The organism is Bacillus sp. PK6-025, assembly GCF_056530265.1.
The window spans coordinates 2751010-2764950 of sequence record NZ_CP096509.1; the positions used below are offsets into that span (position 1 = coordinate 2751010).

Here is a 13941-nt window from a genome sequence, read left to right on the forward strand (position 1 = left end):
TTCTCCAGAATCATTACGATTTATCGCACAAAAAGAAAATGGCAGCCGAAAAGCAGCAAGCCATTTTCACGATTGACCAGTTCATCTTTAAATTATACATATAAACTAAAAAAAAGTAAATGAAAGCCTAATGGATGGCATTTTTGAACTTTCCTCCACGCGTTTCGTGCGTGTCCATAATCGTTATAAAAGCATTGTGATCAATATTGAAAACAATCGATTTCAGCTTTGTCACTTCAAGCCTGGTCACAACGGCATAAATCACCTCTGTATCCTCATCGGAATAGCCGCCTTTCCCTTTGAGCTTTGTCGTTCCCCGGCCGAGGCGATGCAGCAGCGCATCGGAAATCTCCTCGTATTGATCTGAAACGATGATGACCGCTTTCGTCTCATCAAGCCCTTGAATAACGGCGTCGATCGTCTTCATCGCAATATAGTACGTCATAACCGAAAACATAGCCTGCTCAAGGCCGAATACAAAGCTTGCCCACGTAAAAATAAAGACATTGACGAACATGACAAATTCGCCGACTGAAAATGGCAGCTTTTTCGTAAGCAAAATGCCGAGTATCTCAGTTCCATCCATAGAACCGCCGTTACGAATAACAAGCCCTACGCCGAATCCGAGCAGAAGACCGCCGAATACGGCTGCCAGAACGGGCTGAGTCGTAACCCCTTCTACATGATGCAACAAGGTTTCAATAATTGATAAGCTGATGATTCCGATCAGGGTTGAAATTAAGAACGTTTTTCCGATGTGCTTGTAGCCTGAAAACATAAACGGAATGTTAAGAACGACGACGAGCAGTGCGAAGTTGATATACGGAGTATCTTTAAAAATGTAGTCCAATATTAGTGAAATGCCGATAATGCCCCCGTCAATGATGTTGTTCGGCACTAAAAATAATTCGATGCTGGCGGCTGCACAGGCAGCCCCGACGAGAATCATGACGATCCGAAACGCCACTTTGACCGCTGATTCTTTTTTATGCTGTTTTATGGTATTTGCCATTCTGTCTCTCCTTTTTCCAAACTGGCCAAACTGTCCCTTATCATCATATCATTTAACAGACTGAAATAAAAAAATGACACATTTTTAATTTTACGCCATACATTAGTTCAGAGGGGAGGAATGGACGTGATTTTATTTCAAAAAATCGTGCTGCAGCGTTTAAATCAGGTCACGGCTGACGAGGTGCTGAAGTACGCTAAACAATACGGAATTCATGTAACAAGAAAACAGGCGCTTGAAGTGGAAAAGCTTGTGAAAGGAAAAAACATCAATATTTTTAATGAGGAAGAACGCAATAAACTGCTCAAGCAGGTGGAAGCGGTCACTTCAAAAGAAGCGGTGCAGCTCTTGAACCAGCTATTTTCTCAATACGTATCATAAAAAAAGGGGAGCTGATACGCCCCCCTTTTTTTATTGCTGCTTGATTTTTTCCAGCAGCCCTTCATCAAACTGTTTATTTTTAAGCATTTCAATTTCAAACCGGTATGGCGGCTTTTTGTTCTTTTTATCTTCTCCTACATAAGGCGTTTCAAGGATTTTCGGAATATCTTTCAGCTGATCGTGGTGGACGATGTATTGAAGCGCATCAAAACCGATTTCTCCGAATCCGATGTTTTCGTGCCGGTCCTTTCTCGCGCCTCTGACATTCTTGCTGTCATTAATATGAAGCACTTTTAAACGGTCGATTCCGACGATCTTATCGAATTCGTTTAAGACACCGTCAAAGTCGGATACGACATCGTAACCCGCGTCATGGGTATGGCATGTATCGAAGCAGACGGATAAATGTTCGTTGTGTGTAACGCCGTCGATGATCTGTGCCAGCTCCTCAAACGTCCGTCCGCATTCTGAACCTTTGCCGGCCATCGTTTCCAAAGCGATCTGCACATTCTGATTCGGGTCGATGACCTCGTTCAATCCTTCGATGATTTTTTGAATGCCCGCTTCTGCGCCTGCACCTACATGAGCTCCCGGGTGAAGAACGATTTGTCTGGCGCCGATCGCCGACGTCCTTTCAATTTCAGAACGCAGGAACTCGACACCGAGCTCAAATGTGGCCGGATTTGTTGTATTGCCGATATTGATAATATACGGGGCATGAACGACGATATCAGAGATGCCGTTCTCCTCCATATGGGCTCTTCCTGCTTCAATATTTAAATCCTCGATTTTTTTCCTGCGCGTGTTTTGCGGCGCTCCCGTATAGATCATAAATGTATTGGCGCCGTAGGAGCTTGCCTCCTGACTGGCCGCAAGCAGCATATGTTTTCCGCTCATTGAGACGTGTGAACCGATTTTCAACAAAACTGTTTCCCCTACTTTCCTTTTCTAAATTGCTTTCTTTTTTGCTGTCTTTTTATTTTATTGATTTCCGTCTGCATTTTCTTCTTATATCCTGGCTTGACTTTTCTCGGTTTTTTCACAAGCCGCTTAGCGGCCTCATCCGTTTCATCAGGCGTTCTTTTTCGATTCTGACGGCGCTTGCGGTCATCGACCTTTTTCCACTCGCCTTTTTCAAGCCTCATGTTTTCAAACACGATTCCCATCTGTTCAAGCTTCACAAGTGCATCTTCGTCAGATGTATCATAAAACGTCATCGCTGTTCCGGATGTTCCGGCGCGCGCTGTACGGCCGACGCGGTGAACGTAAAAATCAAGATCGTCTGGCAGTTCATAGTTAATGACATGGCTGATGCCTTTAATATCGATTCCCCTTGCAGCCAAATCAGTGGCTATGATATAGGTGAATTCCAGATCGCCGATTTGCTTCATCACTTTTTTTCGTTCCCGCGGCGTAAGCCCTCCGTGAAGAAGTCCGACTTTCATCCCTTTGTCCGTCAGGTATGCGGCGATTTCGTCAGCCGTTGTTTTTGTATTGGCAAAAACAATCGCCAAATACGGATTTAAATGGGTCATAACCTCGAGCAGCAGCTCATTTTTATCCCTGTGTCTGGAAGGTATCAGCACGTGTTCGATTTTTTCGGCCGTGATGTGCTTCGGCTCAACATGCGCATACCTCGGATTGGCCATATACTTTTTCAGGAAAGGCTTTAATTTTTCTGGAATCGTTGCGGAAAATACGAGCATCTGCAAGCCTTCAGGCATATGCGACCCGATAAAATCGACATCTTCCAAAAATCCCATATCAAGCATTAAGTCCGCCTCGTCGATAACGAGCGAACCGGCTTTATGAACATCGAGCGCCTGCTCCCTGATCAGATCTGCAATCCGCCCCGGCGTACCAACCACCAGATGGGGCTGTGTTCTTAATTTGTCAATCGATTTTTGTTTATCGGTACCGCCGATGAAACATTTCGAACGAACCGCTTCATCAGGCCCTAAAAACTTGGTGATTTTCAGGACTTCCTGATGAATCTGGTTGGCGAGCTCCCTTGTCGGAGCCGTAATCACGACTTGAACGAACTCTTTTTCAAAATCGATCCTGCTTAAGAGCGGGAGCAGATAGGCATGCGTTTTTCCCGTACCTGTCTGCGACTGTCCGATCGCGCTCTCCCCTTTCAGCGCCGCAGGAATTAACCGCTTCTGAATATCAGTCGGCTCATAAAATCCCAAGTCGTGAACAGCCTCTATAATAAACGGCTTTAAATCGTACATTTCAAATTTCGTTTGTTTCATTTTCCCAACTCCTTCTTGGAAAGCCTTTATTCCGGCGCTCCAAGCTTTATCCTATATGGCTGAATTGTGCGCTTATGTATCCTTTTTTATGCCGCACTGCTTAAAAAAAGGCTGATATCATGTCCATCATTAAATTATAACTGATCCTGCGGAAAAAAACCATCACCCCCGCCCTATTCGGGCCGGCGGCAAAGGCACTTTGCCACCGTTGGTGCATACCCTATCAAGAGAAGGATTTTGAAAGGAGGTACAAGTATGTTTCAGCAACAGCCGATGAGAAATCAGCCAGGACCGCAGATGCCGCAAAGGCCCGGCAGAGCCTTGATGCCGAGACATCCGGGGATGAGAATGCAGCCCCCTCAAGCGCAGCAGCGCGGCCTGCAGCAAATGTTTCAGCCGATGGGCGCCGCCCAGGAGCAAGCAGGGGCGCGAGGAGGCGGCGGGATTCAGGGTTTGCTCTCGAAAATCCTTCCTGGATCTGCCGCGTCCGGGGGAACAGGAGCAGGCCTCGGCGGAACCGGAAGCGGCCTTGGAGGCATTCAGGGTCTTGCCAATCCGGCTACCATTTCAAACATGCTCGGCAATGTTCAAAAAGCGCTCGGTGTAGCCCAGCAAGTAACGCCGATGATTCAGCAATACGGACCTCTCGTCCGCAATCTCCCCGGCATGGTGAAAATGTTCAGACAGCTGAATTCCGATGATACTGAAGCGGAGGACAGCGAACAACAAAAAGACGAACCGGACAACAAGACCGAAACGAGCGGCGAAAAGAAAGAAGAAATAAAAGTGTCTTCCAAAACACCCGAAAAATCCAAAGCCGAAGAAATCAGAAAAAAACGGAGCCGTTCAGCCCCTCCGTCTGCAAAAAGAAAAACCGGAGGATCAAAACCTAAACTGTATGTATAACATTCTTTGATATCTCCTGCGGGATCAGATATAATGAGGTCTATAGAGACTGCAAAAATAAGCCGTTTTTTACGGCTTTTTATCATGCCCGGCTCTTACTTCTTTATAGGAGGACTAAGAATGAACGTAATTAAAATATCGCCGCGCGGCTATTGCTACGGTGTCGTCGACGCCATGGTCATCGCAAAAAACGCGGCTCTCGATAAAAGTCTGCCGAGACCTATATATATTTTAGGAATGATCGTTCACAATAAACATGTCACCGACGCATTTGAAAAAGAGGGCATTTATACGCTTGACGGTCCGAACCGGCTTGAGATTTTGAATCAGGTCGACAAAGGAACGGTGATCTTCACCGCTCACGGCGTTTCGCCCGAAGTCCGTAAAATAGCTGAGGATAAAGGTCTTGTCGCGATTGACGCCACCTGCCCTGATGTGACAAAAACACACGATTTAATCCGAAAAATGAAAGCGGAAGGCTATCACGTCATCTACATTGGAAAAAAAGGACACCCGGAGCCTGAAGGAGCGGTCGGTGTCGCCCCGGATATCGTTCATCTTGTCGAAACCGAAGAAGACGTGGAAAGGCTGGACATTGAAGCGGAGAAACTGATTGTCACGAACCAAACGACGATGTCTCAATGGGATGTCCATGATATTATGGAAAAAGTAAAAGAAAAATATCCGGATGTTGAATTCCACCAGGAGATTTGTCTGGCCACCCAGGTGCGTCAGGAAGCGGTGTCCGAACAGGCGAAAAAAGCCGACTTGACAATCGTTGTCGGCGATCCGAAAAGCAATAACTCGAATCGCCTCGCCCAGGTCTCCGAGGAAATCGCAGGCACGAAAGCATACCGGATCGGCGATTTAAGCGAATTAAAGCTGGAATGGCTCGACGGCGTGGAAACCGTCGCTGTAACGGCCGGCGCATCGACCCCGACTCCGATTACAAAAGAAGTCATCCGCTTTTTAGAACAATTCGATCGTGAAGATCCTTCCACATGGAAGATCAGTCACGAAGTACCTCTTCAAAAAATCTTGCCTAAAGTAAAAGCAAAAACCTGAAGCATCCATCGCTTCAGGTTTTGTTTTTATAAAAATGTAAACGGGTTCGTATTTGTATCTGATGGAAAGACGGCGACATTGTATTTTTTCTTTCGGCACATCGCCGTCAGCTTTTTCGCAACTCCGTTTTTCATGATTTGTTCGGCATAATGTCCAGGGTCGACCACATTCAGCCCGATCATCATGGCATCGTGCGCTGTATGGAAATAAAGATCTCCTGTTACATATACATCGGCGCCCATACGTTTTGCATGATGGATGTATTTATTGCCGTCGCCGCCTAATACAGCGACCTTCTTCACTTTCGCATCAGACTTGCCCACCATCCGCGCTCCGTTTGCCTCCAGCTTTTCTTTCACATAACGGGCAAATGCTTCGAGTGTCATCTCTTCATTCAATTCACCGATACGGCCCAGCCCTTTTCGAAGCGGACTCTGCTCGACGGGATAAATATCAAAGGCCACTTCTTCATACGGATGAGCCTCATTCATCGCTTTGATCACGGATTTTTCAATACCTGACGGATAAACGGTCTCGATTCTTACCTCTTCGACCCGTTCAAGCTCGCCCCGCTTGCCGATAAAAGGATCGGCTTCAGACAGCGGCTTGAAGCTGCCGACTCCTTCTGAAGAAAACGCACAGTGGCTGTAGGCGCCGATATGACCGGCTCCGGCGTCTCCAAGCGCTGCGCGCACCTGTTCTTCATAATCTTTCGGGACATAGACGGCGAGTTTTTTCAGCGGCTCTTCGTAGGTTGGAACGAGCACTTTTGTGTTCTTTAATTCCAGCGCTTCCGCAAGCATGTCGTTGACACCGCCGTCAGCAACATCGAGATTTGTATGAGCCGCATAAACGGCGATATCATGCTTGATGCACTTTTCGATCAGCCTTCCGCCAGGCTGGTCTGTGATGACATGTTTCAGCGGCCTGAAAACAGGCGGATGGTGCGCAATGATTAAGTCAACGTTCTTTGCAATCGCTTCATCAACCGTTTCTTCGAGAACATCTAGCGTGACCATGACATTGGACACCGTTTTGTTCAGCGTGCCGATTTGCAGGCCGATTTTATCGCCTTCAACGGCGTATGACTTTGGTGAAAATTGTTCAAACAATTGGATGATTTCATGCCCGTTTATCGTTTTTGTCATCTTCTAAGTACCTCCTTTAAGACCTCTATCCGTTTTGACAGTTCAAGCAATTTTTGTTGATTTTCTGCACTCGGAAGAGCCGCTTCAATTTGTTGATAGATGTTTTCCGTATGTTTCAGTTCTTGCGACCATTTTTTGATAAAAACAGCATTTTTTTGTTTGGCCAAAAATGGGCCGACAAGCATGCCTGCCGCAAAGGAAATCCCATCGTAAGCCGCATCCCGATCGCCCGCTTCCGCGACGAGAACCTCATAGTACTTGCCGTCTTCCTCAAGGATTTCTTCATTGATCAGTGCATAGCCTTCCTGATAGAGCCATTCTCTAATATGGTGAGCGTGGATATTCGGCTGTAAAACCAAACGTTCCTTACCTGAGAGCTTATCCTTGCCCGCTTTTAGAATGTGAGCAATGAGCGAGCCTCCCATTCCGGCAATCGTGATCACATCAGCTTCGCCCTTTTCAATCACTTCAAGCCCGTCGCCTTTCCTTACGGATATGAGCGGGCTTAATTGCAATTTCTCAACCTGCTGCTTCGCAGAAAGAAAAGGACCATCTGTGATTTCTCCGGCGATCGCGGCACTTGCCAGTCGATTCAGCACACAATAGCAAGGCAAATACGCATGATCAGACCCGATATCAGCCACAATCGCCCCTTTTGTTATGTATTTCGCCACAGTCTGCAGCCTTTTCGATAACTTCAATTCATTCACAATTATCACAACTTTTCTAGATTCATTTTTCCTTTACTATCATATAAAAAATCGCTTTAGTTTCCAAGCTGGAACAGCAAATCAACATTTTACTTGATCAATTTTTGATTTTCTCTGTAGTACGCACGTAAAGCATGAGTCTCAAGATCCGCGAGCCGAACCGGAATCGGCAGCCTGCTTTCTCGATTGACCAAGCTCATCGCGATGTCATAACTGCTGTCTAAATCAATCAAATGTCCGCATGATAGAAATATCGGTTTGACATCTTGCCTTGTCCGCACCGCACGTCCGTAGACTTCACCACCAAATACAATATCAGTATAAGCACCGAAATTATTATCAGGCATCACAAAATCAGTTTGTTTTATTTTCAAGTAAGTTTTCGCAATGCCGATCGTTGGCTTTTCGAGAAAAAACGCCGCATGTGTCGCAATCCCCATATGGTTAAAATGGAGATAGCCATTCCCGTCAAATAAAAAAACATCCGGTTCAATCGTCAGCTTCTTAGCCGCCTTAATAATAAGCGGCAGATCCCTAAAAGCAAGAAACCCCGCGATATAAGGCACAGCGATTTTTCCTGCACTATGTACTTTTTCAATGACACGCTTCGTATGAAAATCCAGCACGATGATACTGCAGACACCAAACGCTTCACCATCTTCCTCCCAATAAGCTAAATCAACCCCCGCACAGGTTTGCAGAGCGTCTTTACTGATGGAGTTTACTAGATTGATATGTTTTTTTAGTTTTGTTTGTATCGTTAAGAAGTCATTTTCTTGGTTTAAATTAAAATCGTGTATGTTGTTGATGTTCATTTTTAAAACCAACTTTCTATCATCCCATTTTTTTAAGCGCCTTTAGCCAGATCATATCTAAATTGTTCAGTTCATTCAAAGTTATTGATTCATACCGGGATAAGCCGGGACAGCAAGATGTCTTATAGAATGAGCAGCATATAAAAAAGAACCCCTCAACAAGCAAAAAATTGGGAGCTCTGTTTGTCTTTTTGTAAATCGAAGTATTTTCTAATCATTCATTATTATTCTTTATTTCTCAGCTTCATCGTCATACTGTTTACACCCTCAAAAACAGCGTCCCGTATGATTTCAGTGTAATTCTCATAACTGTCGCTTTTGGCTTTAATGATATCTAAAACTTGTTTAAATTGTCCATCTATGATAATCGTAATGCCTTCGACCTTTTCACCTGTCTGATCATTCACAAATTCCTCATTTAACATGGTTACCGTATCATTACTATTCATAAGACACTCTCCTATCTTTTTGAAAATAAATTTTTCCCTTTATGATTGATCCAATACTTTTGATTTGTAGGAACTAGATTTGTAAAGTCCTCATAAATTCCGATCCAATGATTCGGTACATATTCTTCATAAGATGCCGGCTCTGGGTATATGGAATCCAACTTTTTTTGACCAAAATCTAACAAATCATCGGCTGGCTATTTATATTTATGTTCGGCTGCTTTTTGAAGTGTGGCTTCGATGTGGTCCACTAATTTTTCCGGCCTTCTCGTTTCCATGTCTTCTAACGGGTTATCCCAGTCTAGATTTTTTATTAACAGCATATAAAAGGTGCCTGAAGGATCAATATCTATGTACCAGCCGACATCTAAAGTCAAGCGGCTTTCTTTATGCTCCAACTGCAATAATGATGACGTAAAGTTGAACCAGTCATCACTGTCTTCCTCTAACTGATCTGGATCGATATCAATTAGTTTATTATAAGAGACAGTCCATCCTTGAGGAACTCTCAGGCGTAAATAGTCAGGAGGGCCTTCAAAAATAAAAATGTTCCCTCCAAATGCCGCCGCTTCTATTTTCCAAATGATCCGTTCCAATTCGTCCACTAACTGCCGGCGATCTTCAACATTGATTGTGTCAATCGTTTCTCCATGATTGTCACAAATATGTATAAGATAATCATCATGGCCTTTCATGATTTTGACCGCAGCATGATATCTTTGTTTTTCTAATTCTATTAATTTGGTATTTGGTTCAACTGTTTCTTGTGTGACCGTTAAATCATGATATTTAACGAACCAGCCGCACGGTATATTTATAGGTTCTAATGATTTTATGGAATTAGACAAAGTGTTCACTCCTGATTTTCTATTATAAACTGTTGATTTGTTTTCTGCTATATCTGAAAAACACCTTGTTATTACGAATAAAGCTCATTACTTCTTCGACTAATTGAGTGTTCTTATCAAAATTCATTTAGATAACCACCTTTTCAATAACTCTTCGGTTGCTTTACCGCCTCTGTTCCAAATAGGGAGCTTTTTCTTTTTTTCACTTTTATAAAATTCTTTAGATATTCCTATTCTTTATATAAAATAAGAAAGCTGGGATATCCCAACTTTCTTATTTTTATTCTGCACTATTAAGTAAAAAATCTTGAATACTCTCCCTGGAAACTTTTTCTGACCCCTCTTTTTTCAAAAACTTCAAAAAGGCTTTTTCTTTTTGGCCTGGATTTTTAGATAATAAACTAAAGTGACTGTGAAATTCCTCAAATAACTCGTAAGAATCTATAGATTCGATGGTTTCAGGTAAATACTCATCTTTCTGATATTTATATGCTTTGTAAATTGTATAAGATATTGCATCAGCAATACATATCCAAGCATCTAGATCATCTTCATTTGATTCAAGCTGCATTAAAGTTAAAATCCCTGTGTCATCTAAATTTTCCAGGTAAGTATAAAGATCGTCTGCTTCTATATTCTTGTGTTCAAGCCACTTCCAGCAGGCATCTAATGCTTCTTTTATATAATTGAAATCATTTGATTGTTTTAATGCAGGAACTATTGCTTCACAAAGTCCTAAATAATATGCAGATTTTAAATGATCGTTCAATTCTTCCCACTCTTGAAACATCTACTACACTCCTCAATTAAATATATTCACCATTTTTAATAACTAAATTCAATCTTCCGTTTGGCTTGATTCCTTGAATAGTCTCAGAAGTTACTTCTATCGTTAAATTAGGAAACATCTCGCTAAATTGCTTAAATATTCCAGATGGTACATTTGGATTATTTAGTCCTTGAATACAGGTTGGACAAACCCCTTTAGGATTAGATTGGTGAATTTTTAATGTTCCTGTTATTTCAGCAGGATTTTTTCCTACAGCTTCTACTTTGCTTATAAAGTCATTTAACACGCCTTCTTCAGCATGTCTTGTTGCACTTGCGATTTTTCCCGGAGATTTTATAGGTCTATCTGGCATTACTGAGTCTAAATCGGGAAGCCCGGCTTCTTTTCTAACTTTAGGCGATCCACCCTCAAATACTAAATTTTCCAAACCTTCCACATCTGTCTTTCCAACTGCAACAGTGTCAGTTTTAGGAACATTCCATTTTTGGCGTAGAACATCTAAATCAGCTTTTCCAACATCTATTTTACTCCCAGTCCTATTGGCTCCCTTACTGACGTTCCCCCCACCACTCACCATCTTCACAATCCCTAGCTCTTTCACCGGCGTTTTCTCAACATTCACGCGGACAATTGGGGTGCCGATGCGGTGGCCTGTTGCGGAGGCAGGCTGTTCGACGTAGACGCGGACGTTTGTCGGGACTTGGAAGGATTTCACCTTTTCAAGGATGTTGTTTCCTTTTTGCACCAGAGCTGCTTTTGGCGACTTGGCGAGCGGAATGTTTTTGCCGGCCGTTTTGGCCAATGTTTGAGCGCCGTGGTTTGCCGTTTTTGCGACAGCACCTGCACCGACGAGACTCAAGGCTGCTTCGATCAGGCCTTGTTTCCGCCTCTCTTCAGAAACTTTGTTTCCAAACATGTCCTTGCCCGTGACGGCTTCTGAGAACCCATTTGAAGCGACAAGGCCGTAGGCGCCCATTTCCGTCATTTTCAAGACGTTCAACGTTTTTGAGGCTTTGTAAGCGTCAAGCGCGTGTTCAGCGGCGATGAGTCCTTTTCCTGTTTTATAAATGGCTTTGCCGCCTTTGAAGGCTCGGCCTGCCCACCCTACGATCGGAATAAATCCTGCTGCCGCCATTGCTCCGGCGGCGACACGCTGGCCGTCTGTCAGCTTTTCTCCTGTGACCGGGTCGACGCCGTCAGCGGCTCTCTTATAATCATAATACCCGCTGACTTCTCCGACAAATGTTCCGGCAGCGTCGAGCGCTTTTAAATACCAAGGCTTGTTCGCTTCTTCTTCTTGTTTTTCCTGAAGCCTGCGCGCTTCTGCCTGTTCATTTTTGAATTCAATATAATTGGCGGCTTGATTTTCGACGTCTATCGTATTTTTATAGATCTCGCTTGAGTGGAACGATTTCAAGCTAAAATACATCGGCGAGGCGGTTTTTCCGTGGCTTGTAGCTTCCATTAGCCCGGAATATTTGCCGAGCACGGCGCTGTCGAGTGCTTGTAAGTTTGTGTATTCGGTCTTGAGCGATTCATCCAGCTGATTAACGGCGTCGATGGTGTTTTGCCGAGTTGTTTGCGCTTTAGACATTTTATCAATATAATCGTCGAGCGTCCAATTGTCCAAGTCAACGATATCGCTGATGCTTGCGATGATTTTATCCATTTCCAACTTGAGCCCCGAGACGATTTCTGTCGCTTTCAAATCAGCGTTTTTCAGTTCATGATCCAAAAAAGAGATTTCCACATAAGAATCGGACAGCTTTTTGTCCTTTATATCACCCGATATACCTTTAAAAAAAGCAATCTGCGCTTCAACAAGCTTTAACCAGCTGTCTACGATCTCTGCCTGTCCTTTGTAGAAGTCTTTAATGTTGTCGGCACCTTTCCCCTGGAAATCTTCACCTAAATCAGCGACGCCAAGAAACGCTTTTTTGAGCGTCTGCAGTTGATCCTCAAAGGTTTCGTATTGTTTCTTGCGGTTATTCGCTGCTTCAATTAAAGAATGCGCTTCAAATACTTTCATTGAATTGTCCTCTCTAACCTAAGGGCTATTTTCTGGCGATTGCTTTGTCCTGCTCTTTCAGCAAATCGACATTTTCCTTCGTATCCTTTATGTTTTTGTGTACGGCTTTTTTGTAATCGGCCACCATCTGATGTATGTTCTGCTCGCGTTCGTGGCACTTTGTCACATATGTCAATTTATTTTTCCCCGCAGCTTTCGGAGGATTTGGCAGGTCTAGGGCATCGAGCGCCTCTCTTACGGCCTCCAGCTTTTTGATGACCGCTTCATGTTTCAGCTTGATTGTCGTCATTAAAACCAGCTCCAACTGTTTTTGATTGAGCGGAGTTTATCGCTCAACTGATCAACCGCTTTTTCTCCGAGAGAAAGCAAATGATCAGCCTCTTTAGCTGCCGCTCCCGCCAATTCAAGGCTGTGTTTTTCAATTTCCAGCGCGAAAATTTTTCTCTCCAGCTGTGAAATATAGCCTTCGTACTTTCCGTTCACGATGTTGTACATTGATGTATGAGCTTCATCCCGTTCGTCATCAAAATCATTGGCGAAGTCCCCCGTCCAGTGGCTGTTCAGGTGAGGGTGCAAGATTTGTCTGATCTCGACTATCCCGGTTTCGTGTTCTTTCTCAATCTCCTTTTTGGCTGTTTTGACTCGTTCAATCCGGCTTTCTACATCAGCCAGCTTTTGGTTAATCGTGCTGTGGATATGATTCAATGTGCTCTCATGACTCATATGATTCACCTCAAGAAATACTCAAATAGACGGATGGCACCAGTGCATCCGCTGCATTTTCTCCATTTATATAATAGTAAAATAGATGCAATCTTACTTAAATAGGGTGGAATGCTTATTTTTTCCCTTGCAAAGATGAGTGCAGTCTTCAGAAAAAGTAATAAAGACCTATTCCCGATAGACGCCGCACCGTCATAAAGGACGAAATCACGGATGCTGAAACAGTTCAAATCACCCTTTCGAGGTGACTCCTCGTCAAGCAAGATCACCCATTTACCGAAAACAGAAAAAGGATTCGCACAAAAGCTCTTATCAAAGCTTTCATTGCGAATCCTTTTGGTGATGAAACTGATGAAACGGTTTTAACCTATTTAATCTCCGACACCCATTTTGCCATATCATCAAGCTTTTCCGCCGGAACCAGTCCTCCCGGCATTCCGTTACCGCCTTTTTCAATCTTTTCTTTAATCGCACCTGTATCCATCCGGTCCCCGACGCCCTTCAGTTTAGGTCCTGATACACCTTCATAATTCTCGCCGTGGCAGGTTACACAGTTCGCTTTGTAAATTTCTTCAGGCGAGGCATCCGCTTTGTCTTCTTGAGCTGTTTTATTCCCTTCGCCTGCAATTTCTTTTTCGTCATAAAGGCCTTTTATGGATAAGATAAAAACCAGTCCTATGCCCATAATGGCGATTAATAAAAATGGTATCAATGGATTGCGGTTCATTTTACATCCCCCTTTTTAATTTACCCCTGCCCCTTATGTAAACAATTCTAATTCTACTTTAATTTTACAAAAAGTAAACCAAT

Annotated in this window: 16 protein-coding genes; 3 read left to right on the top strand and 13 right to left on the bottom strand. The window is 43.7% G+C overall.

Annotated features, from left to right (window positions below; genetic code table 11):
* Positions 1–127: 127 nt before the first annotated feature.
* A complete protein-coding gene (locus M1D67_RS14070; RefSeq protein ID WP_026579292.1) occupies positions 128–1012 on the bottom strand; it encodes a YitT family protein in 885 nt (294 codons plus the stop codon).
* 126 nt (positions 1013–1138) lie between these two features.
* Here M1D67_RS14070 and M1D67_RS14075 point away from each other — a divergent pair, with 126 nt between their 5' ends.
* Entirely contained in the window at positions 1139–1393 is a 255-nt protein-coding gene (locus M1D67_RS14075; RefSeq protein WP_023855226.1) for a DUF2624 domain-containing protein, read from the top strand.
* A 30-nt stretch (positions 1394–1423) separates the two neighbouring features.
* Here M1D67_RS14075 and M1D67_RS14080 read toward each other — a convergent pair whose 3' ends face one another.
* Positions 1424–2317: a deoxyribonuclease IV gene (locus tag M1D67_RS14080; protein WP_020452220.1), complete on the bottom strand. Its 894-nt coding sequence runs from the start codon at positions 2315–2317 to the stop codon at positions 1424–1426.
* Positions 2318–2328: 11 nt separating this feature from the next.
* Positions 2329–3648 (bottom strand): DEAD/DEAH box helicase, encoded by a 1320-nt coding sequence (locus M1D67_RS14085; RefSeq protein ID WP_079289183.1) that lies wholly within the window; start codon positions 3646–3648, stop codon positions 2329–2331.
* 255 nt (positions 3649–3903) lie between these two features.
* On the opposite strand from M1D67_RS14085, the gene vrrA reads away from it, so the two are divergent.
* Complete coding sequence (gene vrrA, locus M1D67_RS14090) at positions 3904–4554, top strand: VrrA/YqfQ family protein (RefSeq protein ID WP_026579290.1); 651 nt, start codon at positions 3904–3906, stop codon at positions 4552–4554.
* A 120-nt stretch (positions 4555–4674) separates the two neighbouring features.
* Positions 4675–5619 carry a 4-hydroxy-3-methylbut-2-enyl diphosphate reductase gene (locus M1D67_RS14095; protein WP_023855228.1) on the top strand — a complete coding sequence of 315 codons (945 nt, stop codon included), beginning with the start codon at positions 4675–4677 and terminating at the stop codon, positions 5617–5619.
* A gap of 26 nt (positions 5620–5645) precedes the next feature.
* Here the strand turns inward: M1D67_RS14095 and M1D67_RS14100 are convergent, their stop codons facing one another.
* From M1D67_RS14100 to cccA, 10 genes are all read right to left on the bottom strand, one after another.
* Positions 5646–6767 carry a Nif3-like dinuclear metal center hexameric protein gene (locus M1D67_RS14100; protein ID WP_020452224.1) on the bottom strand — a complete coding sequence of 374 codons (1122 nt, stop codon included), beginning with the start codon at positions 6765–6767 and terminating at the stop codon, positions 5646–5648.
* Positions 6764–7411 (bottom strand): tRNA (adenine(22)-N(1))-methyltransferase, encoded by a 648-nt coding sequence (locus tag M1D67_RS14105; RefSeq protein WP_026579288.1) that lies wholly within the window; start codon positions 7409–7411, stop codon positions 6764–6766. Before M1D67_RS14105 ends, M1D67_RS14100 begins: the two co-directional genes overlap by 4 nt.
* A gap of 155 nt (positions 7412–7566) precedes the next feature.
* Positions 7567–8292 carry an endonuclease V gene (locus tag M1D67_RS14110; protein ID WP_318602262.1) on the bottom strand — a complete coding sequence of 242 codons (726 nt, stop codon included), beginning with the start codon at positions 8290–8292 and terminating at the stop codon, positions 7567–7569.
* Positions 8293–8516: 224 nt separating this feature from the next.
* The gene (locus M1D67_RS14115) at positions 8517–8741 is read right to left on the bottom strand and encodes a hypothetical protein (protein ID WP_020452227.1); all 225 of its coding nucleotides are present in this window, start codon (positions 8739–8741) and stop codon (positions 8517–8519) included.
* A 197-nt stretch (positions 8742–8938) separates the two neighbouring features.
* Positions 8939–9598, bottom strand: coding sequence for a hypothetical protein (locus M1D67_RS14120; RefSeq protein ID WP_479831345.1), 660 nt, complete (start codon positions 9596–9598; stop codon positions 8939–8941).
* 271 nt (positions 9599–9869) lie between these two features.
* Positions 9870–10379 carry an Imm6 family immunity protein gene (locus M1D67_RS14125; RefSeq protein ID WP_479831346.1) on the bottom strand — a complete coding sequence of 170 codons (510 nt, stop codon included), beginning with the start codon at positions 10377–10379 and terminating at the stop codon, positions 9870–9872.
* A 16-nt stretch (positions 10380–10395) separates the two neighbouring features.
* A complete protein-coding gene (locus M1D67_RS14130; RefSeq protein ID WP_479831347.1) occupies positions 10396–12408 on the bottom strand; it encodes a ribonuclease YeeF family protein in 2013 nt (670 codons plus the stop codon).
* 25 nt (positions 12409–12433) lie between these two features.
* Entirely contained in the window at positions 12434–12697 is a 264-nt protein-coding gene (locus M1D67_RS14135; RefSeq protein WP_025811144.1) for a YwqI/YxiC family protein, read from the bottom strand.
* On the bottom strand, positions 12697–13131 hold the full coding sequence (locus tag M1D67_RS14140) for a YwqH-like family protein (RefSeq protein WP_020452232.1): 435 nt from the start codon (positions 13129–13131) through the stop codon (positions 12697–12699). Before M1D67_RS14140 ends, M1D67_RS14135 begins: the two co-directional genes overlap by 1 nt.
* Positions 13132–13498: 367 nt before the next feature.
* The gene (gene cccA, locus M1D67_RS14145) at positions 13499–13858 is read right to left on the bottom strand and encodes a cytochrome c550 (protein WP_020452233.1); all 360 of its coding nucleotides are present in this window, start codon (positions 13856–13858) and stop codon (positions 13499–13501) included.
* Positions 13859–13941 lie beyond the last annotated feature (83 nt).

Bases quoted from the DNA above. Each gene is read 5' to 3' on its own strand.
- M1D67_RS14070 (WP_026579292.1), bottom strand. From the start codon at position 1,012: ATGGCAAATACCATAAAACAGCATAAAAAAGAATCAGCGGTCAAAGTG.
- M1D67_RS14085 (WP_079289183.1), bottom strand. From the start codon at position 3,648: ATGAAACAAACGAAATTTGAAATGTACGATTTAAAGCCGTTTATTATA.
- vrrA (WP_026579290.1), top strand. From the start codon at position 3,904: ATGTTTCAGCAACAGCCGATGAGAAATCAGCCAGGACCGCAGATGCCG.
- M1D67_RS14095 (WP_023855228.1), top strand. From the start codon at position 4,675: ATGAACGTAATTAAAATATCGCCGCGCGGCTATTGCTACGGTGTCGTC.
- M1D67_RS14100 (WP_020452224.1), bottom strand. From the start codon at position 6,767: ATGACAAAAACGATAAACGGGCATGAAATCATCCAATTGTTTGAACAA.
- M1D67_RS14110 (WP_318602262.1), bottom strand. From the start codon at position 8,292: ATGAACATCAACAACATACACGATTTTAATTTAAACCAAGAAAATGAC.
- M1D67_RS14115 (WP_020452227.1), bottom strand. From the start codon at position 8,741: ATGAATAGTAATGATACGGTAACCATGTTAAATGAGGAATTTGTGAAT.
- M1D67_RS14125 (WP_479831346.1), bottom strand. From the start codon at position 10,379: ATGTTTCAAGAGTGGGAAGAATTGAACGATCATTTAAAATCTGCATAT.
- M1D67_RS14130 (WP_479831347.1), bottom strand. From the start codon at position 12,408: ATGAAAGTATTTGAAGCGCATTCTTTAATTGAAGCAGCGAATAACCGC.
- M1D67_RS14135 (WP_025811144.1), bottom strand. From the start codon at position 12,697: ATGACGACAATCAAGCTGAAACATGAAGCGGTCATCAAAAAGCTGGAG.
- M1D67_RS14140 (WP_020452232.1), bottom strand. From the start codon at position 13,131: ATGAGTCATGAGAGCACATTGAATCATATCCACAGCACGATTAACCAA.
- cccA (WP_020452233.1), bottom strand. From the start codon at position 13,858: ATGAACCGCAATCCATTGATACCATTTTTATTAATCGCCATTATGGGC.